Below are 24,920 nucleotides of genomic sequence, written 5' to 3'. Positions count from 1 at the left end.
GTTAAAATAATTCTCACTCGAAATCAGCGGCTTGATCAAATGCCATGCCACGCGCTGAATTCTTGTCCAATCGCTTCCAGACGACAAGCACTGAATTGCCGCTGAACCGATAAAGCGTTTGCTTGGGGTTCGCTTGCCCGTTAAAGCGGGCTTTCGGATTGCATGCCATGGGGACATAAACGGGCGGCGATCCTGCGAGGGAAGAGGTCGAGACATAGCTTTCGTTACCGAATCGCTCGTTCGCCGGGTCGCTCCGCGTGAACCGGTCAGACAGATTGTTGGAGTGCGTCGACGCTCCGCAGGCATGCGTTTGCGGATGCAAGACTTAGCCGGTTTCGTGTCGGCATAAGGAATGGAGAGAAAGCGACTGGATGGCTTACGCTGACCAAGAGATGAGCGGAAATCGCATGGTTGCGATTGTGATCGTTGCTCTGATTCACGTCGCGGTCGGATACATGCTGATTACCGGGCTTGCTATCGAAGCAGCCAAGACGGTGATCGAGCGCGTTACGACTGTCGATATCGAGGAACCACCGCCACCTGAGCCGGAGGATGAACCGCCTCCTCCACCCGAACCGCAGGACGTTGCGCCACCGCCACCGGTTGCGCCGCCGCCGCCGATCAATATCGCGCCGGCTCCTCCGCCTATTCGTACCCAGCCGACGATACCACCGCCTGCACCGCCAGTGCTCGCTGTGCCGCCGCCAGCTCCGCCGGCACCTCCGTCACAAGCGCGTGGCGCTTCGCCGAAAGGTCAAAGCCGCTGGGCGCGCCGGATTCAAGAAAACTATCCGTCACGTGCCCTGCGCGAAGAGACCGAAGGCGTAGTTGGCGTTGCCGTATCTGTTGGCGCGAACGGTCGCGTCGCGGGTTGCCGTGTAACCGCGTCGAGCGGCTCTAGCATTCTCGACGATGCAGCTTGCAAAGGCATGGAGCGTTACGCTCGGTTTGATCCTGCGCTGGATGCTGCGGGTAACCCGACAACGGGCAGCTACTCCACACGTATTGTTTATCGACTCAACTAACACGGGGACTGAGCGATCGCGTGTCGTGAGCGCTCAGCCTTTGGGGACATTTTAAAGAGGACTATTCGCAATGATTATTGAACTTCTTGCTGCTGCTTCCGACGCAGCCCCGGAGAACAAGTTCGGCTTCATGGAAGCCATGGAGCAAGGCGGCCCGGTCGCTTGGTTCATTCTGGCCGTTATGGTCATCATGAGCGTCGGCTCATTCTACATTCTGATCACCAAGCTGCTCGAGCAGCGCAAGATCATGAACCAGTACAAGGCGGTTCGTCAGAACTTCTGGCGCGCAAACAGCCTCAAGGAAGGCGCGACCAAGCTGGAAAAGAACAGCGCCTGGCGCCAGCTCGCTGATGACGCGCTCAAGGCGAGCGAAGATCACGGCAAGATGACTGACAGCCGCGAAGCACACGATTACCTGCACGGTACGCTGCAGTCTTCTGAAGACTCGATCAACTCCAAGCTTGCAGGCGGTCTTCCGTTCCTCGCTTCGGTCGGTGCAACCGCTCCGTTTATCGGCCTCTTGGGCACGGTGATCGGTATTTACCGCGCACTGATCAACATCGGTATCGCTGGTTCGGCGTCGATCGATAAGGTTGCTGGTCCGGTTGGTGAAGCACTGATCATGACCGCGATTGGTCTGTTCGTTGCTGTGCCTGCTGTGCTTGCGTTTAACTGGTTGCAGAGCCGTAACCGTCGCATCGCTGAACTGATGAACGGTTTCTCCACCGACCTGCTCGCTTACATGGGCTCGAACGGTGCGATTAAGCCAGCCGTTGGCGGCGCACCTGCTAAGGCTGCGGCGCGTCCAGCAGCTGCTGCTCCAGCAAGCAAGGCCTGATCGATTGAAGGGCCGGGGGGCAGCAGTGGTTGCCCCCTAGCCTTAGCGATCAGGTCAAACGCAGCTCACGCTCTTCGGGTCGAAGCTGCATAAAAGCGCATTACAAACGATAGGACTGTACAATGGCGATTTCGATGGGAGGCGGGGGCGAGACCCCAATGTCAGACATCAACACCACGCCGCTGGTGGACGTGATGCTGGTGCTTCTGATCATCTTCCTCATCGCGGTTCCGGTGGCGATTCAGACGATCGAGAAGCTTGAGATTCCAATCATGGAATCGATCGAATCCGATGATAAGGTCGAGAACCTGCTGCTGACTGTGAGCACGACCGATGCAAACGGTCGCAGCGCTGGTGAGCCAGGCTTTGAAGGGGCTTCGCGCCAAGGCGAATGCCGGGTGTATTTCAACAACATCACGCCGGTAACCTCGGAAGAGCTCTATGACATGGCGTTTGAACGTCTGGACGCGATCGTCCAGCGTGCGGGCGGTGCGGATGCCATCATGGCTGATCCCGACCTCATCCCGCAGGTGCACATTCGCGGTGACGTGAAAGCTCCATGGCGCTGCGTCGCAGGCTCGATCTACAACGTCCAGGCTGCTGGTTATCCGACGGTTGGGTTCATTTCCAACCCGGTTGCACCCGGCATCTAAGCCGCAGAAGAAAAGAACTTAGGAGACACATCTCATGGGTATGGCAGGAGGCAAGCTCGACGGGCAGCCGATGACCGACATGAACATGACCCCGCTGATCGACGTTCTGCTCGTTCTGCTGATCATGTTCATCATCACGATCCCTGTGGCGACACACGCGGTCAGCATCGACTTGCCGCAACCGAACCCGAATCCGCCACCTGACATGGTTGATCCGATCAAGAACAAGATCGTTCTGACACAAGACGGCCAGATCCTCTGGAATGCGGAATCGATTGATCAGGGTACGCTGGTCGCGAACCTCAACACATCGCTGGGGATGGTACCGGAACCCGAGCTGCAGTTCGAACCGGAAGCTCTGGCAAGTTACGAGCTGTCAGCACGCGTCTTGAACATCATCAAGGTTTCAGGCGTGACGAAGTTTGGCTTCGTCGGCAACGAGAAGTATCGTCAATTCGGTAGCGGCGGCCCAGGAGCGGGCGGCAGCTAACCTCAGCTTAGCCTTCACGGCGGAGCAAAAATGAGAGCGGGGTGTGGAGAGGCACCCCGCTCTTTTTTGTTGCCTTTACACTTCGCTGGTTGAAGGCACACCTTTGCCCTATCGCTTCACTACTTGAGGGCGACGGTCAGCTAGACGTTGGTTACGCAGTCAACTCCAGCTCTTCGTGCGAAAGCTACATAAACGGTTCGCGAACAGCGAACCGCAAGGCCGACTGGCCGCCCGCAGCGTGGGCAGCTTGCCTGCCCGGAAGCGAGGATTTCGCGCGCCGGACGGCGTGCGGAAGACAAATAGGTACGCATTAGGCAACCTATCAGTTATGATATATAGTCCCTGTCGATGGGCGGTCAGGTACTCTCCCCCCCGGAGGTCGTCGGACCGCCCATCAATCAAGAACTGTGCGGTGGGTGAGTATGCCCGCCAAAAACCGAAGGACCGATAAACGACACCATACCAAGACCAGCAACGATAAAGGAGACGTCGCAATGCCCAGAACAATCATTCGTCCGAATGCTTTCTTCCGCAAACCTCCCATGGGTGAAATGAACGTAACGCCCTTCATCGATGTGCTGTTGGTGTTACTGATCATGATCATGATGTCGGTCCCGATTCCGACGCACAAAACCGAAGTCGATTTGCCGGGCGGGCCCAAAGGCATGGCTGATCCCGCTCTCAACACCGTTTATATCGACCCTGCGGACCAGCTGTTCTGGAACGGCAACAAGGTCAGCGGCGAGCAGCTGTCTGCCAATGTCGCTTATGCCGCAAGCTTGCCGGAGGAGCCGCTGCTGCGGTTCGAGCCCGATGCCTATGCCAGCTATGACCGCTCTGCCCGCACCATTGCGCTCATCAAGGATGCTGGCGCGACCAGGTTCGCGTTTATCGGCAATGAAAAGCACCGAGAGTTTGAGCGGTAACGGAATGTCCGATTATGTGGTGGAAAGCTGACGTTCCAGAATTGGGCTGATTGTGTAGAAGCACCCAATGAGAAACTTTCTGCCATTAATGCTCGCCATACTCGCTCTCATGGGTTGTATTCCGACACCTGCGGATCAGGAAGCGATGAGGTACGTTGCTGCTGTCGAGATACCAATTGAAGACACACAGGAAAGGATTGAGCTAACAAATCTGCTCACATCTGAAGCGGGTAATCATGACGGCCTTCATGTCGACGACGTGAGTGATCAATCTGCCGATTTCTACAAGGACAGCAGAGTGCTCGAGCCGGATCAACGTCCAACCGTCAGCATTACGATTTGGCGAGGAGAAGATGACGATCAACAGGTCGGCAGTGTGAGCGACGTCATGCATCGCGGACGGGTATGGGCAACGTTCTTGAAGGGTCCGGACCCAAAATTGGAGACACCATTCCGAGAGGCTGCGCTCAATCGGATACTGGCGCGCTGGCCTCAAACAAATAAACTTCCGATTCTGCCAACGGGAGGCCTTCCCTTGGCACGTGACCTAATAATGACTGACCAAGGCTATCGGATTGATCGATCACAGGCTGAAACCTACGGTCTTGCAAAGGACTCTGAACTGCTCGTCGCGAACTGAACCCAGAAACGTCAGCAAATCGGTCATTCGCGGATATGCTCAAACCCCCTCCATCGCCTCATCGACCCGCATCGCTTCGCCAGCCAAACTCTCCGCTTCGAGCAGCAGTTCTTCGTCCACCGCACCCTGAGGTACGGCCTCGCGGCCAATCATGGTCATCACCGGCACAGCGAGCGGGCTGACCCGGTCAAGTTCGACATGCACCAGTTCATGCTGTGACCGCTCGAGCAGGTCGGCGAGCCTTCCGACATCGGTCATCCGCGCGCGTGCATCGGCCCAGGCGGCTTCCAGCAGCACATGGTCGGGCTCATACTTCTTCAGCACATCGTAGATGAGGTCAGTCGAGAATGTGACCTGTTTTCCGGTCTTGCGCTTGCCCGGATGCTGGCGCTCGACCAGCCCGCTGATCACCGCGACCTCACGAAAAGCACGCCTCAGCAAATGCGATTCCTGTACCCAGTCGACAAACTCGTCGGTGAGGATATCAGGCGACAGAAGCGGCGCAGGATCTTCCACCGGCTTCAACCCCCACACCGCCAGCGAATAATCATTCGCGACAAAGCCCGCCGGCATCAGCCCGCGATCCTCCATCCGCCGCGTAATCAGCATGCCGAGGCTCTGGTTCGCGTTCCAGCCCTCGAACGTATAATAGACGCTGTAATGTTTCTTTGCGTGCGGGAAGCTTTCAACCAGCAGTTTTCCCGGCCCCGGCATTTCGCTGCGCCAGTCCTGCACTTCGAGCCATTCGCGCACATCGTCAGGGAAACGCCCCCACTTCTCGCGTTCGCTGAGCATGGCCTGCACCCGGCTCGCCAGATGCGTGGTGAGCGGCAAGCGCAGCCCGCCATAGCTCGGGATTGTCGCGCTTTTCTTGGCTGCACGGACGATCAGGTCCATGTCTTTGAGGCCCTCCACTTCCAGACTCATGCCTGCGAAGAAGAATGTGTCGCCGGGCGAAAGTGTCGCTGCGAACCGCTCCTCGACCTTGCCCAATTGTCGCCCGTTCTTGAAACGCACGGTCAGCATTTCCGCATCGACAATGATCCCGGCATTCATCCGGTGGCGCTGTGCATGTTCGGGATGAGTGAGCTGCCACACGCCATCTTTGTCGCGGCGAATGCGTTTGAACTTGTCGTAGGCGCGCAAGGCGTAGCCGCCATTCTCAACAAAGCCGAGCACACGCTTCCAGTCTTCGGGCGTGACCCATGCATAAGGCAGGCTGGAGCGCACTTCGCTGAGCAGTGCGTCCTCGTGGAACGGCCCTGCGCAAGCGCAAGCCATGACATGCTGCGCGAGGACATCGAGGCCACCCTGACGGAAGTCTTCGCCATCGCGCATGCCTTCGTCGACCGCGTCCTTGGCCGCGGTTGCTTCGAGAAACTCGAACCGGTTGCCCGGCACAAGCATGGCTCGGCTGGGCTGGTCGAGCCGGTGGTTGGCGCGGCCGATCCGCTGCAGCAAACGCGAGGAGCCCTTGGGCGCGCCCATTTGCACAACGCAATCAATGTCGCCCCAATCGATCCCGAGATCCAGGCTGGCGGTGCAAACGAGAGCGTGCAATTCCCCACGTGCCATCGCGCTTTCCACCTTGCGGCGCGCCTCCTTGGAGAGACTGCCATGGTGGATACCGATCGGCAGATTATCCTCGTTCACATCCCACAAAAGCTGGAAAATGAACTCCGCCAGAAAACGCGTATTGGTGAAGATTAGCGTCGTACGATTGGCTTTGATCTGTTCGATAAGCTGCGGGATAGCCCAGCGCCCCGCGTGCCCGCCCCACGGCACACGCTCTTCGCGCGGGAGCAGGATTTCGACTTCAGGCTCCGCGCCTTGCTCGCCTTCAACAAGCTCAACCGCATCCAAGTCCCCCCAAGGTGCGAGCCAGGCGCGAAAGCCTTCCGGATCAGCCAAAGTTGCAGACAGTGCCGCACGCTGCATATCCGGCGCAATGGCCTGAAGCCGCGAAAGCGCGAGCGCCAATAAGTCTCCGCGCTTGCCGGTTGCGAAGGCGTGAACCTCGTCCACCACTACCCGCTTCAATCCGCGGAACATCTCGAAACTGTCAGGGTAAGATAGCAGCAGCGAAAGGCTCTCCGGCGTAGTCAACAGAACATGCGGAGGGCGCGAGCGCTGGCGCTTCTTGCGGTCTGACGGGGTATCCCCGCTGCGTGTTTCGACACGGATCGGCAGGCCGATCTCTTCAATTGGGGTCAGCAAATTGCGCTGCACATCATGCGCAAGTGCTTTCAAAGGCGAGACATAAAGCGTGTGCAAGCCGTCATGCGGCTTTGCATCGTCAAGCCTTGAAGCCGCGAAATCGCTCAGCGTCGGCAAGAACCCCGCAAGTGTTTTACCCGCGCCTGTGTCCGCCACCAGCAGCGCATGTTTACCCGCATCGCTTGCCGCCAGCATCTCTGACTGGTGACGCCGCACACGCCAGCCCCGGCCGGAAAACCAGCTCTCGATCTCGGGAGGGACATGCGCACTGCTCACAAGAAGTGAGCGTTCGACGCGCGCACTCGTTCCGTCAAGTCACCTAAGGCGCGTCAATCCATCTGCGGCGTTAATCCATTTTAGGAGTCAGGCCATCGGCTTGCGCCACATGATCTTCGACCTCGTGCTCAGCCTCTTCAGCAGCTTCACCTTTGGGGAATGGAGCTAAGGCCGAAAGGACAAGGATTACGAGAAAACCGACAGCGCAGCCCCAGTAAAGCCATTGGGGGTTACCGGCACCAGCAGTGACACCGGCCAAGGCTGCGCCCAGAGGCCGCCCCATATTGCCGAGCGCCATGTAGACTGTGAACTGTGTCGCGGCGACCGCTGGAGAACACAGCTTCATGAACACAGGGATGATCGCAATCATGTAGAGCAACGAGAAGAAATCGACGCTCAATTGTAAACCGATCAGAACCCAGCTTTCCGTCCAGAGTTGGGGAATTGCGCCCATCGCTGCCAACAAACCCGTGATCGCAATGGCCGACAGCACCATCCCGGCACGGCTGCCAATCTTGTCGATAAACCACCCACCAATAACCAGACCGATTACGCCACTCAGTAGTGTCGAAGACGATATCAGGCTCGTATATTCGGTCTGCGCCCAACCCGCAGTCTGCGTGAAGAGCTGCGGATGGAATGCTTCGAAGGCGCCGCCTGGAATCGCGCGTAGCAACATCAGCGGAGCGAGGATCAGCGAGAGTGGTGCAAGAATTGCCTTGAATGCATCGCGAAGGAGCGGCCACCACGCTTCGACCTGAATGGCCTTGTTACGCGGATGCGTTGCGCCAGCGCTCCATGGCATGCGCTTCTCGCCATCACGCTCGCGGATGGCAACGCCATAGAGCATGATCGCGAGCGGAATGGCCGCCCCGCCCAGCATGCCTGCGATCACGCCAAAGTTCTGGAAGAGATAGCCGCCCATCCCTGTCGCAGCGGCGATACCCAGATATTGCGCACCGAACATTATCCCTGCTGCTTTCGCGCGCTCGTCTTCAGGCATGATATCAATCGCGAGACTATCGATCCCGACATCCTGAAACGCGACGGCGATATTGGCAGAGAAAGCAACCGCGGAAATGAAAGCCACTTCCGTGTGCTGAGGTGCGGCGACAGCTGCGACGAGAAATGCGATAACGATGAGCGATTGCGCGCCAATGATCCAGCTGCGCCGACGCCCCATCGGCAGATAGGTGTAGCGATCAATGATAAAGCCGTTGATGAACTTCAGCGACCACGGCGTCGAAGCTGCGCCGACCACCGCAGCAGTCTCGACTGTCGTTGCGCCATTGGCCGCCATCCACGCCGGAACAGCGTAGAAGAAGAAGCCAATTGGGAAGCCTTGCGTGAAGTAAAACAGCAGCAAGGTCGCCATGCGTAGCCACTTGCTGTTGGTGAGAATAAGCGGTGAGGCAGAAGCGCCCGTTACAGCTGTGCCAGCCGGTGATGTGGCCATAATTATCAGTCCCCCATTGGCAATCCAAGCCACGCGCCTAAGCTGGCGCACTGCGATTGCCGCGATCCCTCTCGCTGGTGCGTGGCGCAAGGGACCGCGTAATCATTGTAAGGAACCGACATTGTGCCCGCGCGAAGTGAGCGCAGGCTGAATGTCTTGCTTATTCTGTTGCTTCTGCTGTCTCCGCCGCGCGTTCAGCCAGCTCTTCGACGCTGTACCCGGTAAGTTCAGCGATACGCGCTTGTTCAGCTGCAGAAAGGTCAGCAAATCCGCGAGGCTCAGGCATGTCGGCGGTCGCATCAGCTAAGCGCGTTTCCATGTTTTCAAACGCGCCCATCATCTGTGGCATCGCTTCCATCATGCCGCCAATCACGCGCGGATCGCTCGACATGGTCATGTAAGACTTCGCGAAAGCCGAACCGCTATCCGTTGCAAAGAACGCATTGATATCGTTCAATTGGGCCTCATTGAAATAGACCGCGTAAACCTCAGTCATGACTTTGCGCATGGTGGGCTCCATCGCGTTCATCATCTCGGTCATTATCTCTGGGAATACTGCAGCGGTCCGCTCATTGCGCTCATCACGGAGCGGATCGACAATCGTAGCCGCTTCCGTGATAGCCGCCTCATCCATGTCGATTTCCCACGTTTCGAGCCCAAGCTGACCGGCAAAATCAGCCGCCTTTGGCTCAGTCGCTCGCTGCATGAGGGGGCCGAGCATTCCATCGAACATCTGGCCCATGACTTCGCCAAGCGTGCCTGGAGGCATCATCCGGTCAATGACTTCGCCAGCCAGCGGAAGCCGCGCTTCTTGTTCTGGTGTGAGCGGTTCGGTTTGGAACATGGCCATCATTTCAGCCAAAACCTGCTCATCTTGAGACGGAGCCTCGTCCTGGGCAAATGCGGGGGCAGAGAGAGCAAGCGCCCCTGCCAGTGATGCTGAAGCAACAAGTTTGCGGAAGATTTTCATGGGGTTTGTCCTCGTAAAAAAGGTGATCAGTAACCGTTCTTGGTTGCGGCAATGCGGTCAAGCACCGGCTGACGCATGGCTTTCTTGTTCCAGCCATAAGCACCGCCAGGTAGCTGCGCGAGCTGTTGGGCGAGTGCAGTCGCAGTTGCGATGACCTGATCAGGCTCGACCACGAGGTCGAGCGCGCCAAGCTTCACCGCTTCTTCCGGGCCATACATGTATGACTGGATGACGAGCTTGGTTAATTGTGTCGGATCGAGCCGCGCTGCGCATATTTCCTGCGCGAATACAGGCAGGTTCATGCCATTCATCGTCTCGTTTGCGCCGAATTTGTAGTCGCCAGCAGCGCCGATCCGTGTGTCGCAGGACAGCAACAGGAATTGACCCATGGCGATGGCATGGCCGGTGCATGCCCCCACAACCGGCCGCTCGCTGCCATAGACATCGCACACAAGCTTGCCCGCCATATCCAGCAGATAGCCGAGTTCTTCCGCCTTGGCGGTGGGCATCCATTTCAAATTGAACCCGCCGCTGAAGATGCCATCGCGTCCGGCAATGACGATGGCCTTGGCGTTCTTCTCCGCCTCTGCAAAAGTCTCGCGGAATGTGTCGAGCCAAGCAGGATCTATGGCGTTGGCGCGGCCATCATCGAGAGTGATTTGCGCGATATCGTCTTCGACCGCGAGCGTGATGGACATGTCTGAACTCCTGCAATGTGTTTGCAGGTATCAGTGCCCTACGGTTTCTCCGCGCTCAAGCCCTGACAGTGCGAGCTGCGCATCAATTTGTGCGAGCAGCCGGTCGAGACCTTCCTGCGTATCGCTTTCCGCGCGCGCCACCAGAACATCCTGCGTGTTGGACGCGCGCAGGAGCCACCAGCCGTCCTTGGTATTTACACGCACGCCATCGGTCGCGTTCACTTCCTCGACCTCGGGCCCCGGATTAGTGGTGAGGCGCTCGCTTACTTCATCGATCGCTGCGAACTTGCGGCTTTCGTCGACCTGGAAGCGCATTTCCGGCGTGTTGAGCATATCCGGCATGTCGCTGCGCAATTGCGTGACCGATTTGCCGAGGCGCGCCGAGGCCGCGAGCAGCCTAACGCCAGCATACAGCGCATCGTCAAAACCGTAATAGGTGTCCGCGAAGAAGACGTGCCCGCTCATCTCACCTGCAAGCGGCGAACCTGTTTCCTTCATTTTGGACTTAATCAGCGAGTGGCCGGTTTTCCACATCAGCGGCTGACCGCCGCACTTGGCGACATGGTCGAACAGCGCACGGCTTGCCTTCACATCGGCGATGATCGTCGCATCAGGGCGATCCCTTAATAGGTCTTCGGCGTAAATCATGAGAAGTTGGTCACCCCATATGACCCGTCCTTCACCATCAATCGCGCCGATCCGGTCACCATCGCCGTCAAAAGCCACTCCAAAATCGAGGTTCTTTGCTGCGACAAGCGCGCGGAGATCTTCCAGATTGGCTTCGACAGTGGGATCAGGATGATGATTGGGAAAGTTTCCGTCGACTTCAGTGAAAAGCAGATGATGCTCCCCAGGCAAACGCTTAGCGAGCATCTCGAGCGCGGGGCCGGCTGCACCATTGCCAGCGTCCCAACCGACCTTGAGGTTCGAAAGTGCAGCGGTGTCGATCCCGTCGAGCCCGCTGACGAGCCGGTCGATATACTCGCCCATGATATCGCGGGTCTCGACCTCTCCGGTCCCGTCGAGCCATTCTCCCGCGGCCGCGAGTTCGCCGATCTTGAGGATGTCAGCCCCGAAGAACGGACGCCCCTGAAATACCATTTTGAAGCCATTGTAATTGGCGGGATTGTGGCTGCCAGTTATCTGAATGCCGCCATCTACATCTTCGGCTGAGGCCTCTTCGTAATAAAGCATCGGCGTTGCGCCCATACCGATCCGCACAACATCGCAGCCGCTCGAAGTCAGCCCTTCAATCAGCGCATGCTCCAGCATGGGGGAACTGACCCGACCATCATAGCCAACCGCGACTTTTGAGCCGCCCGCCTGATTAAGGAGCGTTGCAAAGCCGCGTCCGATCGCGCGTGCATCATCAGGGCCGAGCGTTTCGCCAATAATCCCGCGAATGTCGTATTCGCGAAGGACGGTTGAATCGAATTGATGGCTCATTTTCTCATGATTTCCTGTGCTTGTGGCGCGTTTAGCCCTGCGTAGAACGCATGGGATCGCTTAGCAATTGCGGTCCTTGCGCTAAACTTGAATTGTGTCAGTTTCGGTCAGGGATCTCGTCGAGCAGTAAATCGCGTGCGGCGTTGGCTTCATGGACCTGATCATTGGTCCCGCCCTTGTCCGGATGCACCATGGCAATCAGGCGCTTATGCGCCGCCATGATCTCCTCGTAACTGGCATCAGCGCGCACCGCGAGCAGCTTGCGGGCTTTGAATATCGCTTGCTGGCGCGTGGATTGTGCTGTCAAGAATTGCCAAGGCCATTTGCCGCTGATCCATCGGCACAGCACGCACACCACGGCAATGATGATGACAAAACGCATGGCTCAGACAAGCGCCAGCTGCGGCGCAGAGCCTGAGAATTCCGGCAAGCGCAATTGACCGAGGAGTTCACGCAGTTCCTGCCGTGCCACCAGATGACTAGTGCCAAGCTCGCCCAGATGCCCTTTATCGAGCAGGGTCAGCCCCGAAGGAAAGAGTTCGCGGTAGATCACGCGTTCAGACAGGCCCTTTGCGACGCGAAAGCCAACACGTTTGGAGAGCTCAGTCAGAGCTTGCTCGATCCGAGCCATGTTGCGCGCTTCGGTGTGGCCGGTGCGGTTGCGCACAACGACCCAGTCCATTTCGCGCCTTTGTTGTTCGATAGTCGCACGGCTGCGCTTCAGTCGCGCTTCCCAGATGAGTTCCGCGTAAAATGACAGGCGTTTGACCTTGAACGTTTCGCCCTCCACCTGGCCGATAAGATCGAAGTCGACAAAGCTGTCATTCATCGGCGTTACCAGCGTGTCGGCTTCCGTCGCAGCATGGCGCGCAAGCTCATCATCACGTCCCGGCGTATCGAACACGACAAAGTCGCAATCCTGCCCGATCTCAGCGACCTTTGCTTCCAGCCCGGCAACATCGCCTTCGAACACATCGAATTGCGCCGTCGGTAGCTCGATGCCGCGCTTTGCAGCCGTCTCAGCGCGGTTCTCCAGATAGCGCGCGAAAGTGCGCTGGCGTGGATCAAGATCGATGCCCGCTACACGAGCACCCTTGTATGCGAGCGCGACCGCGACATGCACGGCTGTCGTCGATTTGCCTGTGCCGCCTTTTTCATTGGCGAATACAATGCGGTGAGGAGTGGTTTCAGGCACGTAGGGGCGGCTTTCCATTGACTTGTGCCGCGCACAAATTGGCGGCTAGGAGAGACAAAATCATATCCAAGGGGGTTTGCCCGTGCAAACTGCAAACACACTCGACATGTTGAGAACCTCAATCGCTGCTTGGCGCGAAGGCGGTGCGACGATCGGGCTGGTCCCGACAATGGGCGCGCTGCATCAGGGGCATTTAACGCTCGTGCGCGCGGCGCGCGATGCGTGCGATCACGTGGTTGCCTCGATCTTCGTCAATCCGACGCAATTTGGACCGAATGAGGACTTGGACGCCTATCCTCGGCAGCTGGCCGAAGACTCCGCCATGCTGGAAAGCGAAGGATGCTCGCTGCTGTGGGCGCCAATAGTGGAGGAAATGTATCCCGGCGGTTTTGCGAGCAGCATTTCCGTGACGGGCGTGAGTGACAATTTCTGCGGCGCTTCACGACCTGGCCATTTTGATGGCGTTGCGACGGTGGTGTGCAAACTCTTCAATCAGGTCATGCCGGACATGGCTTTCTTCGGTGAGAAAGACTTCCAACAGCTTGCCGTCATCCGGACGATGGCGCGTGATCTGGATCTCACTCAGCCGCGCGTGGAATCGATCATTGGCGTGCCGACTGTGCGCGAGCCCGATGGCTTGGCGATGTCCAGCCGGAACAGATATTTGTCCGAGGAGCATCGCGCTGCGGCCGCCACACTTCCCAATGCCATGCGCGAAGCCATTGCGAGGATCGAAGATGGCGCAGATGTGCGCGAGACACTGGCCGCGCTTGAAGGTGCGCTGCTTGGCGCGGGATTTTCCTCGGTTGATTATGCCGAGCTTGCCGACGCGACATCGCTCGAAAAACTATCGGCATTGGGTGCGAAGGACGCGCGCTTGTTGGTGGCGGCGCGTATTGGCACAACTCGCCTGATCGACAATATGGCGGTCGCACCGGGCAGCTAGATCGTTTCAGCCTCAGCTGCACTCGAATAGGCTCTCCATACGCCCGCACGTTCCAGCAGAAGCAGCCAGATTGTGAACAGCAAGAAGCCGATGGCCATAATGCACTCTACAGGCTCTTGATCGCGCGAAAGCATGAAATACCCTTCATCGGGTCTTGGGGCAAAGCGCCATGAGTCGCCGAAGGTTTCGACCAGAAACGGGTTCGCGACGTAGTAGGCAAAGAGAAAGAAAACCGGCGCGAAGAAAGTCGCGAGAAAGCCTGGGGGCGTGAGCAATGCGCCGAGTGTGCGGAATTTTCCTTGGAAGAGGCGCCGAGCAACGGCCGGCATCCAAAGGAATGCCGTCATTCCATAGCCTGAAACGAACAGGAATGCAGCGTCCAGAAAGAAAGACGTGCTGCCAAGATTGTGCAGGTTCAGTTCTTGCTGACGGTTGATTTCTGCAAGCCCATCGGGCGTTGCGATGCCGAGAACGCGTTGGCCCCAACTGATTTCCTCCATGCCGATGAAGAAAAATCCGAATGCGAGAATCCCAACCAAAACTCCGTGTGCCTTCAGTTTCTGCCGAACAAGTTTCGCCGCCAGGACCATCGCGAGCGGAAACGCCGTGAGGTAAATCAACACCGTCAGCCATTCGATCGGGCCATCCTCTTCAACGAAGATGTGCCAATACTGCCAATGGTTGATCGACTTGGCGGCGAGCAGCCCAGCGACGAGCACAAAGGGCGCAAGCAAAAGTACGATCTCAATCACGCGCGCGGTCGCGCTCCAGTGTTTGGGCAAAAGTTGGGAGAGATTGGAAATCAAATCGCGCTCTCTTGAGATTGCCATTGCCCCCGCGCGCCCCTTTTCCAATCTGCGCGTAAGTTACTGGTATAGTGGCAGTGTCGCATACAAAAGTACAAAGGCGACAAAATCACCGCATTATGATTCAAGCAAAGCGATGTAGAGGGAATGGAGCGGGTAAGGGGAATCGAACCCCTCTAGCCAGCTTGGAAGGCTGGAGCATTACCACTATGCTATACCCGCTCAATACTTGGCGCCGAAATACAGCGTCGAAGCGATGGGCAGCGCCTTTGCCATGCAGCCACATCCGCGTCAATTGAATCCATTGCGCTACCGCCGCAAGTTGACACGACGCAATAACCTTGTGGCCCTTCCTTATCCCGCTTTGGGATGGACAAGCAAAACTGTGGTTGCGATTGATGCAACTTCTCGTAATCCCCCGCTGGAAATTCATTTGCTTATTGGAATCCGTCAGTTCGGCACCTCATGCGCACGCTAACCCATCTTGAACGGCTCGAAGCCGAAGCCATCCATATCTTCCGCGAGGTTGTCGCAGAAGCCAGCAATCCGGTAATGCTCTATTCCGTCGGAAAGGACAGCTCGGTCATGCTGCATCTGGCGCGAAAGGCTTTCTATCCAGCACCGCCACCCTTTCCGATGTTGCACGTTGCGAGCGGCTGGGATTTCCAGGACCTGCTCGCGCACCGTGACAAGACAGTGCAGGAATACGGCCTCAAACTGATCGTAGCAGAGAACGAAAAGGCCGAAGCGCAAGGCATCAATCCGTTCGACACAGGCAGCGCGCTATACTCCAAGGCTCAGCTGACCGATCCACTAAAGCGCGCATTGACTGAACATGGCTTCGATGCCGCGTTTGGCGGCGGGCGACGTGATGAAGAGAAAGCGCGAGCGAAAGAGCGTATCTTCAGTTTCCGCAACGCTGAACATCGCTGGGACCCGAAGAACCAGCGGCCCGAGCTCTGGAATATCTACAACACCAAGAAAAAGGACGGCGAAAGCATCCGCGTCTTTCCGCTCTCCAACTGGACCGAGCTCGATATCTGGCAGTACATCCAGGTCGAGAAAATCGACATCGTTCCGCTCTATTATTCCGCCAAGCGGCCCACAGTGGAGCGCGACGGACTAATCCTTGTGGTCGATGACGAACGCTTCCGCTTTGAAGACGGTGAAAAAGCAGTCGAGCGCTCAGTGCGGTTCCGCACGCTCGGGTGCTATCCGCTGACAGGTGCGACACATAGCGATGCGACGGACTTGTCGGACATCATTCAGGAAATGCTGCTCGCCACCGGCTCAGAGCGACAAGGCCGCGCGATCGACAAAGGCGAAAGCGCTTCCATGGAAGCGAAGAAGCAGGAGGGGTATTTCTGATGAGCCCCCCTGCAAACGAGAAAGCCTATCAGGCCGAAGCGCTGATCGCGGAAGATATCGATACGTATCTTGAAACGCATCAAAACAAGAGCCTGCTGCGCTTTATCACGTGCGGCAGCGTCGATGATGGCAAGTCCACGCTGATCGGACGGCTGCTTTACGATTCCAAGATGATCTTCGAGGACCAGCTCGCGGCGCTCGAAAGCGACAGCAAAAAGGTCGGAACGCAAGGCGAAGAGATCGACTTTGCGCTGCTCGTCGACGGATTGGCGGCAGAACGCGAACAAGGCATCACGATCGATGTCGCTTACCGCTTCTTCGCGACGGAGAAACGCAAGTTCATCGTCGCAGACTGCCCCGGCCACGAGCAATACACCCGCAATATGGCGACCGGCGCTTCAACAGCGGACCTAGCCGTGATCCTAGTCGATGCGCGCAAGGGCATGCTCGTCCAGACGCGGCGACACAGCTACATTTGTCACTTGCTCGGCATCAGGCATCTGGTGCTGGCCGTAAACAAGATGGATCTGATCGACTACGATCAGGCGACGTTCGACAAGATTGTCGAAGACTATCGCGCGTTCGCGGCGGAAGTCGGTATTGAGGATTTCACAGCAATCCCGATTAGCGGCTTCAGAGGCGACAACATCACTGCGTCGCCTTCGGCCAACACGCCATGGTATAAAGGCCCTCCGCTGATCGAGCATTTGGAGACAGTGCAGCTCGCTAATACAGCAGCGCAAGCGCGATCCTTTCGGATGCCCGTGCAATGGGTCAATCGTCCGAACCTGGACTTCCGCGGCTTCACCGGTCTCATCTCAGGCGGCACCATCAAACCGGGCGATCCGGTTCGCGTGGTACCCGCAGGCAAGACCAGCGCAGTCAAAAGCATTGTGACTTTCGAAGGCGAGATCGAGGAAGCGGTCGCGGGACAATCGGTCACGATAACGCTGGCAGATGAAGTCGATTGCAGCCGCGGTGATGTGATCGCAGCGGCAGACAATCCTCCAGAAGCGTCTGACCAGTTTGAAACGACTGTCATCTGGATGGGTGAAGAGGCGCTCAAGCCGGGGCGCGACTACTGGCTCAAGCTCGGTACGCAAACCGTCAGCGCGCGGCTAGCGGCACCGAAATACGAAATTGACATGGCGAGCTTTGAGCATCTGGCGGCGAAGACGCTTGAGCTCAATTCCATCGGTGTGGCGGAACTGACAACGGATCGACCGATCACATTTGAAGCCTATGAAGCGAGCCGCGCGATGGGTGGCTTTATCCTGATCGACAAGTTCAATAATGCGACGGTCGCCGCGGGACTCATCCATTTCAGCCTTCGCCGTGCGCAAAACGTGCACTGGCAACCGACCACGATCACGCGTGAAGACCATGCGGTGATGAAAAACCAGCAGCCTCGCGTGCTGTGGTTCACGGGTTTGTCCGGCTCAGGCAAGTCAACTATCGCAAATGCGGTAGAGCAGCGTCTCAACTTGATGAACCGGCACACCTTCCTGCTTGATGGTGACAACGTCCGCCACGGGCTCAATAAGGATCTGGGTTTTACCGAGGCGGACCGGATTGAAAACATCCGCCGGGTCGGCGAAGTGGCCAAGCTGATGACAGATGCAGGTCTCATCGTCCTAACAGCGTTCATCTCTCCGTTCCGCGCGGAACGCCGGATGGTGCGCGAAATGATGGGCGAAGGCGAATTCATCGAGATCTTTGTCGACACGCCTCTGCAAGTCGCGGAAGAGCGCGATGTGAAGGGCCTCTACAAAAAGGCCCGCTCTGGCGAGCTCAAGAACTTCACCGGCATCGACAGCCCCTATGAAGAGCCGGAGAATGCGGAGATCCGCGTCAATACAGTTGAAATGAGCGTCGAAGAAGCCGCCGACTATGTCATCAGCCAGATCCTGCCGCTCAAATGACGGAAATGACTATGACCGACGCTGAATTGGCAGCCTATTATGCCTTTATGGCAGGTCAGGTGCTGATCAAGACACGTGAGAGCGGTAAGTTCGAAGGCAAGGCCCTAGGCAAAGCCGGGGACGCCACCGCGAACACATTTCTTTGCAGAGCGCTCCGCGCGGCGCGGCCAAATGATGGCCTCCTCTCGGAAGAGGAGAAAGACGACACGGCAAGGCTTTCGATGTCGCGGGTTTGGATCATCGATCCGGTCGACGGCACCCGAGAATATGGCGAGAATCGCAGCGATTGGGCGGTGCATGTCGGCCTCGCGATTGACGGGGTCGCAACTGTCGGCGCGGTAGCTTTGCCTGGCCTTGGTGGCGGCGTTGTCATGCGGACAGATCAAGTTTCCGAGCTGCCGCCAGCAGCGCACAAGCCGCGCTTTCTCGTCAGCCGCACGCGGCCGGCGAAAGAGGCTGTTGCGGTTGCAGAAGCATTGGGCGGCGAGCTTGTCGGCATGGGTAGCGCAGGCGCCAAAGCAATGGCTGTCGTACGCGGCGAAGCGGAAATCTATCTGCATTCAGGCGGGCAATATGAATGGGACAGCTGCGCGCCGGTTGCGGTTGCCAGAGCACATGGGCTCCATTGCAGCCGCATTGACGGCTCACCCCTGGTCTACAATCAGGCAGATACTTACCTGCCTGACTTGCTGATCTGCCGCCCCGAGTGGGCCGAGCGAGTACTCAAGGAAGTCGCAGCGCTGAGCTAAAGTCAGCCGGCTTCGGGTGCTGCCCGGCCGCTTTGCTCTGCTTCGCTTGCTCGCTTGGCCGCGCGCTCTGCTGCCTTGTCTTGCGGCGGCGCAAATGAGATAACTGTATCGCCGGGGCGCGGCTCAGGCCTTGCTGCATGGGTGAAAAAGCGCAGACGTCCACTTTCACGTAGTACCAGCAAGAGGCTCGCGCCTTCAGGTAACTTCGCCAAAGCATCTTCGAAGCCAAACTCATCGGAAAGCCGAGTCTTGCGGAAAACCCAACCTTGGGTTTGGCGCGCATCGACCTCTGACACGCCGAAACCGGCTTCGAAAAGCGCCCTGCCGCGGATCGATTCAGGCAACGCATGACGGTCATCGTCATCGACCATCTCGCCGAGCTGATAGACTGAATCGCGTCCAATCTCATGCGCGAACTCATTGCAAACAAGTGCGTTATACGCCTCGTTCTCCGTCGCTGCGACGAGCACTTGAAACGGCGCCAGATCAAGATTGTGTTCGGTCGCTTCGTTTAGAATCTCGCCATGATAGAATGGCAGGCCTTCGCGCCGCGCGGCGGCGAGCTTCTGCCAGCTCGCATCCACTATCATCACAGGCGTATCGAAGGTCCGCATCTCTTTCGCGAGTGCGATACTCCATGGGGTCGAGCCAACGATCAACAAGCCGGGACGGCTCTCACCTTTCACCCCGAGCCAGCGCGCCACCAGATCAATCGTGAAACCGTGCGCAACAATGGTTGCGACGACGACAGCGAAGCTGAGCCCGATCAGAACTTCGCCGTCAGGATAGCCGATCTCTGTCAGGCGGAGCGCGAACAAGCCGGAGATGGCGACCAGCACGATCCCGCGCGGCGCGATCCAGGCGATTAAGGCGCGCTCGTTCCAGGGGATCGATGTGCCAAGCAGGCTGATGAAGACAGTCAGCGGACGCACGACAAACAGCAGCGCGAGCAAGAACAGCAGGTAGCCAAGACCTTCTGGTCCTCGTGGATCGAGATGTGTCAGCTCTTCCCAGCTGAGCGATGCCGACAGGAGGATGAAAATGCCGGACACCAGCAGGACCGCGACATTTTCCTTGAACGGATGGATCGAGCGCATCGACGATACATTCATGTTCGCTAGCGCAATGCCCATTACGGTGACCGCAACAAGACCTGCTTCATGCTCGATCGAGTTGGCGAGGACGAATACGCCGATCACTGTCGTTAGCAGAACCGGCACTTTAAGGTATTCCGGGATAGCGCCGCGCGGGAAAAGGAAAGCGATTACGCGCGCTGCGGCATAGCCGATCAGACCGGCCAATAGCGCCGCGATGATGAGTGGCGGCACGACTTCGACAAGCGATGCACCTGGGCTTTCCGATACTTTGCGGAAGTACTCATAAGCAATGACCGCGCACAGCGCTCCGGTCGGATCGTTGACGATGCCCTCCCATTTAAGGATCGATGCTGGCCGCGTCTGGATGTTCGATTGCCGGAGCAAGGGAATAACAACGGTCGGTCCCGTCACGATCAGGATGCCGCCAAAAAGGATTGCTACGGGAAGCGAAAGGCCGCCAATGTAGTACGCAGCGAGCGCACCCAAAGCCCAGCCGACAACCACGCCAACCGTTGCCAAGCGCCAAACCCCGCTGCCGGAATGTTTAAGTTCGCGGTAGTCGAGGCTAAGCCCACCTTCGAAGAGGATTAGCGCAACGCCGATCCCGATCATCGGCTCCAGCAAATCGCCAAATGCCGCCTCAGGGTCGAGCGCATACTCAGGCGCGAAACTGCCCAATACAGGACCTGCCAGAAATCCGGCGACGAGCATAAGGACAATAGCAGGCCAGCCGGTCCGCCATGCGACCCACTGCGCGCCTATGCCGAGCACGCCTACGGTCGCGATCACAAGAGCTTGCGATTCCATGAAAGTTAGCTTGCGCTTTTCGTCATCATGTACCCCCAACAACGCACGGCTTGCGGAATCTTTCCGAAGCCAACCGTCACAAAGTCACTCTAGCGCAAGCCCTAGGCGCCTTCAAAGTCCATCAACGCATCAACCATGATGTCCGCTGCGCGCAGCTTCTCCGCGCCGCCAAGCTCCGGCAAATCGATGACGAAATGCGCATGCGAAACCCGCGCGCCAGCTTGACGAAGCAATTGTGCCGCCGCGAGTGCAGTGCCGCCTGTTGCGATCAGATCGTCGACAATGACCACATACTGATCGGCATAAATAGCGCTCGGATCGATCTCCAGCCGGTCAGTCCCGTATTCAAGTGCATAGTCGATCCCGATGGTTTCAATGGGAAGCTTGCCGGGCTTGCGCACCGGGATGAAACCGAGACCCAGTTCCACCGCCACAGCCGCACCAAAGATGAAGCCGCGCGCTTCCATTCCGGCAATCGCCTGAGCGCCGCTCGCATCGACGCGTTTTGCCAAATGGGCAATGCTAGCCTTGAGCCCCACGCCGTGACCAATCAGTGTCGTGATGTCGCGAAATTGTATACCCGGCTCCGGAAAGTCCGGGACCGTGCGGATAAGCGACTTCAGTTCTTCAGGTGTCATGAATGCCGGCCCTTAAAGCAAAACGCCCCGCCATCCGGTTTGGAAAGCAGGGCGTTTGATATCAGAGTTAAGCGAGATCGCTTAGTCCTTGCGTGGTTTCACGCTCGACCAGATCTGCTTGTAGGACAGGAAGGCGAGGATCGTCGCGAACAGCAGGAAGCCGATCACAGGCCAGCCTGTCTGCTTGCGCTTGATCAGGCGCGGCTCTGCCGTCCAGGTCAGGAATGCTGTCACATCCTTCGCCATCTGGCTGACAGTTGCTTCTGTCCCATCATTGTAGGTGACCTGGCCATCCGTAACGAGCGGCGGCGCCATCGAAAGATTCACATTGGCAAAATACGGGTTGAAGTAGAGGCCAGCAGGCACTTCGAAATCAGGGTTTGCTGCTAGAAGCTCTGGGTCTGGCTCGCCATAACCAGTCAGCAGCGAATAGAGATAGTCTACGCCGTTGTTGCGGGCCTTCGTGATCAGCGAAAGATCAGGCGGTTCGCCTGCGCCGAAGTAAGGAACGGCTGGGAAGCTATCTGTAGCAAGACCAGGACGACTTTCCACTTCAGCCAGCGATTCGTCATAGACTGGAATGCTGAAGGTCGATGCTTCCTGCTTGATCTCAGCTTCATTGTAACCAAGCTCTGCCAGATTGCGGAACGCAACATACTGGATCGAGTGGCAAGCTGCGCACACTTCCTTGTAGACCTGATAGCCACGCTGAAGCTGCTGGTTGTCCCACGTGCCGAACGGACCTTCAAAGCTGAACGCTTCCGCCGGGCCTTCAGCCTTCTTCTTGAAAGCGTAGTAAGCGGGTTTCTCAGCGGGCTCGGTAGCCGCCATGTATGCGCCTTTACCGAATGACCAGAGAGCCACTGCAGCAAAGAACAGGCCGATTGCGATTGCGCCTAAACGGATCATGATAGGTTTCTCTTTCTATCCAGTCGTCGCGGCTTATTCGGCCGGCTGCGCTGCAACAGGTGCAGCGGTTTGTTTGTCGCCCAGAACAGCTTCCGTAATCGAATAGGGCAGCGGCTCTGTCTTCTCGATCGAGCTGAGGATCGGAAGGATCACGAGGAAGTGCAGGAAGTAATAGGCCGTTGCGACCTGGCTCAACATGATGAACGGCTCTTCCGCCGGCGCGCCGCCGCAGTAGAAAAGCACCGCCATGCACGGGATCAGGCCGAACCAGAAGAACTTGCGGAAGGTCGGGCGATAATGGCCTGAACGAACCGGACCCTTGTCGAGCCATGGCAGGAAGAACCAGATCAGGATCGAACCGAACATCGCCACGACACCGAGCAGTTTGGCCGGGATCAGCACAATGCTGGTGAAGGGGATGGTGAGGTCAAAAGTGAATGCACGCAGGATCGCGTAGAACGGGTAGAAATACCATTCCGGAACAATCAGCGCAGGCGTCGAAAGCGGGTTCGCTTCGATATAGTTTTCCGCGTGACCCAGCGTCGTCGGGAAGTAGAACACGACGATCGAGAACAGAATCAGGATGACACCCAGCCCGAAACCGTCCTTCGACGTGTAATACGGGTGGAACGGAACCGTGTCGCTCTCACTCTTCACTTCGATACCGGTCGGATTCGAAGAGCCGGGAATGTGCAGCGCCCAAATGTGCAGGATAACAACACCAGCGATTACGAACGGCAGCAGGAAGTGCAGGCTGAAAAAGCGGTTGAGGGCTGCGTTGTCCGGAGCATAACCGCCCAGAATCCATATCTGCAGTTGCTCACCAACGAGCGGGATAGCGCCGAACAGGCCAGTAATAACCTGCGCGCCCCAATAGCTCATCTGACCCCAAGGCAGCACATAGCCCATGAACGCGGTCGCCATCATCAGAAGAAAGATAACAACGCCGAGCAGCCAGATCATCTCACGCGGGGCCTTGTACGATGAGTAGAAGAAGCCGCGGAAGATGTGCATGTAAATGACGATGAAGAAGAAGCTCGCGCCGTTCGCATGAGCGTAGCGCATCAGCCAACCGAAATTGACGTTGCGCATGATGTGCTCGACCGATTCAAACGCAACCAATTGGTTGGCCGCATAGTGCATCGCGAGCACCACGCCGGTGATAATCTGAAACACGAGGAAGAAGCCGGCGAGAACGCCGAAGTTCCACATGTAGTTCAGATTACGCGGGACCGGATAACCGGCGCCTACAGCGTTGTAGACAAGACGTGGGAGCGGAAGACGCTCGTCCAGCCATTGCGTGAAACCATTTTGTGGTTCGTACTGGCGTGCCCAGGCAAAACTCATCGCAAATCTCTCAATTCTTATCCGACGCGGATCACAGTGTCGGAAGTAAATTCATACTCAGGGACGGCAAGGTTGGTCGGAGCCGGACCTTTACGGATACGGCCCGCCGTATCGTAGTGCGAACCATGGCACGGACAGAAATAGCCATTGTATTCGCCTTTGTTTTCCCCCTCAGCAGCGCCCAGCGGAACGCAGCCCAAATGCGTGCACAGACCCATAGTGACGAGCATGTCTTCACGGCCTGGCTTGGTCCGGTCAGCGAGCGATTCCGCATCACGCAGCGAAGAGACATCCACCGCATTTGCTTCATCGATCTCAGCTTGCGTCAAGCGGCGCACAAACAGCGGCTGCTTGCGAAACTCGCCTTTGATCGCCTGGCCCGGCTCAATCGCTGAAACGTCGATCTCGGTGCTGCTGGCAGCAAGCACATCAGCCGATGGCGCCATTTGCGAGACCAAGGGATACACAACAGCCACCGCGCCAACGCCAGCCGTGCTGACCGCTGCCACGTGGATGAAGTCGCGGCGACGTACGCCGTCGTCGCCTTCCGGCGATGCCGGTGCGCCATTTGCTGTGCTCAAACTATCAGCCATTCTTCAAACCTTGCTCAACAATCATCCAGATTTGTCCGGACATCACAATGGTAACTTGCGGATGAGGGATTCGATCCAGCGCCCGCATTATTCACGATACGCGAGTGTATACTGCTGTGGATGCAGCACCCCCGGTTTGCGCGCGCTGATAGACGCAAAGTCGGAACATGCCAACCGTGTTTTGGTCAAGCACCGTTCGCTTTGTTGCAAGCGCTGGCTTCAACCGCCTGAGAGTGCGATCACACTCACTTGTCGGCCGTCTGTCGGCGCGCTTTGATGCGTTGCTCTGCGATAGGAAAAGAAGTCTTCCGCCCTCGCATAGGTATCGACACCCAGGCAATCGATGCGTGTGACACCCGCATTGGCCAACCGCATGGCGCAATACCCCTCTAGATCGAACTGGAAGTGGCCGGGCTTGCCGTTTGCGAAGAATTGTGCGTCCTCAAGTCTGAACTGAGCGCGAAAGCCCTCGTCCACTTCATAGCTTTTTTGGGCAATGCACGGGCCGATGGCCGCGGCGATGTTGCTTGGAGTCGCGCCAAGCGCGATCATGGCGTGGACAGTCTTCTCCAGCACACCACCATGTGCGCCGCGCCAGCCCGCATGCGCCGCTCCGATGACGCCGGCGGTCTTGTCTTCCATCAGCACAGGCGCGCAATCAGCGGTAACAATTGCGAGCTTCAGGTCTTGAGTGGTCGTCACCATCGCATCGACTTCTGGCCGCTCGCCATCAGGGAAAGGCCGCGTGACATGCAGCACATCGGACGAATGGACCTGCTTGAGCCAAACGGTGGGCATATCCCCACCAACCAAGTCCTGTTGCTTGCGCTCGCTTTGCGGCCCGGTGAGAAAGCCATGCGGCGTCTTGATCACGTCAGACTGAAATGGCTCAGGCCGCTGCGTCATGG

Annotated in this window: 26 protein-coding genes and 1 tRNA gene; 11 read left to right on the top strand and 16 right to left on the bottom strand. The window is 57.6% G+C overall.

The annotated features are described in order from the left end of the window. Nucleotides 1–13 precede the first annotated feature (13 nt). Nucleotides 14–169 (bottom strand): hypothetical protein, encoded by a 156-nt coding sequence (locus HUO12_RS11470; RefSeq protein ID WP_176273726.1) that lies wholly within the window; start codon nt 167–169, stop codon nt 14–16. Nucleotides 170–371: 202 nt separating this feature from the next. On the opposite strand from HUO12_RS11470, the gene HUO12_RS11465 reads away from it, so the two are divergent. The 6 genes from HUO12_RS11465 to HUO12_RS11440 all read left to right on the top strand — a co-directional run bounded on the left by HUO12_RS11465 (nt 372) and on the right by HUO12_RS11440 (nt 4,572). Further along, nucleotides 372–1,025 (top strand): TonB family protein, encoded by a 654-nt coding sequence (locus HUO12_RS11465; protein ID WP_176273725.1) that lies wholly within the window; start codon nt 372–374, stop codon nt 1,023–1,025. A 70-nt stretch (nt 1,026–1,095) separates the two neighbouring features. Then, entirely contained in the window at nt 1,096–1,863 is a 768-nt protein-coding gene (locus tag HUO12_RS11460; RefSeq protein WP_176273724.1) for a MotA/TolQ/ExbB proton channel family protein, read from the top strand. A 122-nt stretch (nt 1,864–1,985) separates the two neighbouring features. Continuing rightward, nucleotides 1,986–2,516 carry an ExbD/TolR family protein gene (locus HUO12_RS11455; protein WP_176273723.1) on the top strand — a complete coding sequence of 177 codons (531 nt, stop codon included), beginning with the start codon at nt 1,986–1,988 and terminating at the stop codon, nt 2,514–2,516. 34 nt (nt 2,517–2,550) lie between these two features. Next, nucleotides 2,551–3,006, top strand: a complete 456-nt coding sequence (locus tag HUO12_RS11450; protein ID WP_176273722.1) for an ExbD/TolR family protein — start codon at nt 2,551–2,553, stop codon at nt 3,004–3,006. Between the two features lie 494 nt (nt 3,007–3,500). Beyond that, nucleotides 3,501–3,932: an ExbD/TolR family protein gene (locus tag HUO12_RS11445; RefSeq protein ID WP_232367383.1), complete on the top strand. Its 432-nt coding sequence runs from the start codon at nt 3,501–3,503 to the stop codon at nt 3,930–3,932. An 88-nt stretch (nt 3,933–4,020) separates the two neighbouring features. Further along, nucleotides 4,021–4,572: a hypothetical protein gene (locus HUO12_RS11440; protein ID WP_176273721.1), complete on the top strand. Its 552-nt coding sequence runs from the start codon at nt 4,021–4,023 to the stop codon at nt 4,570–4,572. Nucleotides 4,573–4,611: 39 nt separating this feature from the next. Here the strand turns inward: HUO12_RS11440 and HUO12_RS11435 are convergent, their stop codons facing one another. From HUO12_RS11435 to HUO12_RS11405, 7 genes are all read right to left on the bottom strand, one after another. Then, complete coding sequence (locus tag HUO12_RS11435; RefSeq protein ID WP_176273720.1) at nt 4,612–7,065, bottom strand: ligase-associated DNA damage response DEXH box helicase; 2,454 nt, start codon at nt 7,063–7,065, stop codon at nt 4,612–4,614. Between the two features lie 70 nt (nt 7,066–7,135). After that, nucleotides 7,136–8,521 (bottom strand): MFS transporter, encoded by a 1,386-nt coding sequence (locus HUO12_RS11430; protein WP_176273719.1) that lies wholly within the window; start codon nt 8,519–8,521, stop codon nt 7,136–7,138. Between the two features lie 160 nt (nt 8,522–8,681). Then, nucleotides 8,682–9,491, bottom strand: coding sequence for a DUF2059 domain-containing protein (locus tag HUO12_RS11425; RefSeq protein WP_176273718.1), 810 nt, complete (start codon nt 9,489–9,491; stop codon nt 8,682–8,684). Between the two features lie 26 nt (nt 9,492–9,517). Beyond that, a complete protein-coding gene (locus tag HUO12_RS11420; protein ID WP_176273717.1) occupies nt 9,518–10,189 on the bottom strand; it encodes a crotonase/enoyl-CoA hydratase family protein in 672 nt (223 codons plus the stop codon). A 30-nt stretch (nt 10,190–10,219) separates the two neighbouring features. After that, entirely contained in the window at nt 10,220–11,635 is a 1,416-nt protein-coding gene (pgmG, locus tag HUO12_RS11415; protein ID WP_176273716.1) for a phosphoglucomutase/phosphomannomutase PgmG, read from the bottom strand. A gap of 97 nt (nt 11,636–11,732) precedes the next feature. Further along, nucleotides 11,733–12,017, bottom strand: coding sequence for a J domain-containing protein (locus HUO12_RS11410; protein ID WP_176273715.1), 285 nt, complete (start codon nt 12,015–12,017; stop codon nt 11,733–11,735). Nucleotides 12,018–12,020: 3 nt separating this feature from the next. Then, entirely contained in the window at nt 12,021–12,848 is an 828-nt protein-coding gene (locus tag HUO12_RS11405; RefSeq protein ID WP_176273714.1) for a division plane positioning ATPase MipZ, read from the bottom strand. A 64-nt stretch (nt 12,849–12,912) separates the two neighbouring features. Between HUO12_RS11405 and panC the strand changes: the two genes are divergently transcribed. Then, nucleotides 12,913–13,776, top strand: coding sequence for a pantoate--beta-alanine ligase (panC, locus tag HUO12_RS11400; RefSeq protein WP_176273713.1), 864 nt, complete (start codon nt 12,913–12,915; stop codon nt 13,774–13,776). Here panC and HUO12_RS11395 read toward each other — a convergent pair. Then, on the bottom strand, nt 13,773–14,606 hold the full coding sequence (locus HUO12_RS11395) for a hypothetical protein (RefSeq protein WP_176273712.1): 834 nt from the start codon (nt 14,604–14,606) through the stop codon (nt 13,773–13,775). The genes panC and HUO12_RS11395 overlap by 4 nt on opposite strands. Before the next feature lie 124 nt (nt 14,607–14,730). Next, nucleotides 14,731–14,804, bottom strand: a tRNA-Gly gene (locus HUO12_RS11390). A gap of 7 nt (nt 14,805–14,811) precedes the next feature. Here HUO12_RS11390 and HUO12_RS11385 point away from each other — a divergent pair. Genes HUO12_RS11385 through HUO12_RS11370 form a run of 4 tightly spaced genes read left to right on the top strand, consistent with a single transcriptional unit; the run spans nt 14,812 to nt 18,621 of the window. After that, nucleotides 14,812–15,060 carry a hypothetical protein gene (locus HUO12_RS11385; protein WP_176273711.1) on the top strand — a complete coding sequence of 83 codons (249 nt, stop codon included), beginning with the start codon at nt 14,812–14,814 and terminating at the stop codon, nt 15,058–15,060. Beyond that, the gene (gene cysD / locus HUO12_RS11380; RefSeq protein WP_176273710.1) at nt 15,048–15,950 is read left to right on the top strand and encodes a sulfate adenylyltransferase subunit CysD; all 903 of its coding nucleotides are present in this window, start codon (nt 15,048–15,050) and stop codon (nt 15,948–15,950) included. Before HUO12_RS11385 ends, cysD begins: the two co-directional genes overlap by 13 nt. Beyond that, nucleotides 15,950–17,872 carry a sulfate adenylyltransferase subunit CysN gene (gene cysN / locus HUO12_RS11375; protein ID WP_176273709.1) on the top strand — a complete coding sequence of 641 codons (1,923 nt, stop codon included), beginning with the start codon at nt 15,950–15,952 and terminating at the stop codon, nt 17,870–17,872. Before cysD ends, cysN begins: the two co-directional genes overlap by 1 nt. Before the next feature lie 11 nt (nt 17,873–17,883). Beyond that, nucleotides 17,884–18,621 carry a 3'(2'),5'-bisphosphate nucleotidase CysQ gene (locus HUO12_RS11370; RefSeq protein ID WP_176273708.1) on the top strand — a complete coding sequence of 246 codons (738 nt, stop codon included), beginning with the start codon at nt 17,884–17,886 and terminating at the stop codon, nt 18,619–18,621. A gap of 2 nt (nt 18,622–18,623) precedes the next feature. Here the strand turns inward: HUO12_RS11370 and HUO12_RS11365 are convergent, their stop codons facing one another. The 6 genes from HUO12_RS11365 to pgeF all read right to left on the bottom strand — a co-directional run bounded on the left by HUO12_RS11365 (nt 18,624) and on the right by pgeF (nt 24,918). Beyond that, nucleotides 18,624–20,525, bottom strand: coding sequence for a cation:proton antiporter (locus HUO12_RS11365; RefSeq protein ID WP_176273707.1), 1,902 nt, complete (start codon nt 20,523–20,525; stop codon nt 18,624–18,626). 101 nt (nt 20,526–20,626) lie between these two features. Continuing rightward, nucleotides 20,627–21,163 carry an adenine phosphoribosyltransferase gene (locus HUO12_RS11360; protein ID WP_176273706.1) on the bottom strand — a complete coding sequence of 179 codons (537 nt, stop codon included), beginning with the start codon at nt 21,161–21,163 and terminating at the stop codon, nt 20,627–20,629. A gap of 81 nt (nt 21,164–21,244) precedes the next feature. Further along, the gene (locus HUO12_RS11355; RefSeq protein WP_176273705.1) at nt 21,245–22,072 is read right to left on the bottom strand and encodes a cytochrome c1; all 828 of its coding nucleotides are present in this window, start codon (nt 22,070–22,072) and stop codon (nt 21,245–21,247) included. A gap of 33 nt (nt 22,073–22,105) precedes the next feature. After that, a complete protein-coding gene (locus HUO12_RS11350; RefSeq protein ID WP_176273704.1) occupies nt 22,106–23,419 on the bottom strand; it encodes a cytochrome b in 1,314 nt (437 codons plus the stop codon). A 17-nt stretch (nt 23,420–23,436) separates the two neighbouring features. After that, nucleotides 23,437–24,012 (bottom strand): ubiquinol-cytochrome c reductase iron-sulfur subunit, encoded by a 576-nt coding sequence (petA, locus tag HUO12_RS11345; RefSeq protein ID WP_176273703.1) that lies wholly within the window; start codon nt 24,010–24,012, stop codon nt 23,437–23,439. Nucleotides 24,013–24,231: 219 nt separating this feature from the next. After that, nucleotides 24,232–24,918, bottom strand: coding sequence for a peptidoglycan editing factor PgeF (gene pgeF / locus HUO12_RS11340; RefSeq protein WP_176273702.1), 687 nt, complete (start codon nt 24,916–24,918; stop codon nt 24,232–24,234). Nucleotides 24,919–24,920: the final 2 nt, after the last annotated feature.

Origin of the sequence: Altererythrobacter lutimaris (assembly GCF_013371495.1) — a bacterium.
Classification (GTDB): domain Bacteria; phylum Pseudomonadota; class Alphaproteobacteria; order Sphingomonadales; family Sphingomonadaceae; genus Erythrobacter; species Erythrobacter lutimaris_A.
This window is presented reverse-complemented; position numbering and strand designations above follow the sequence as displayed.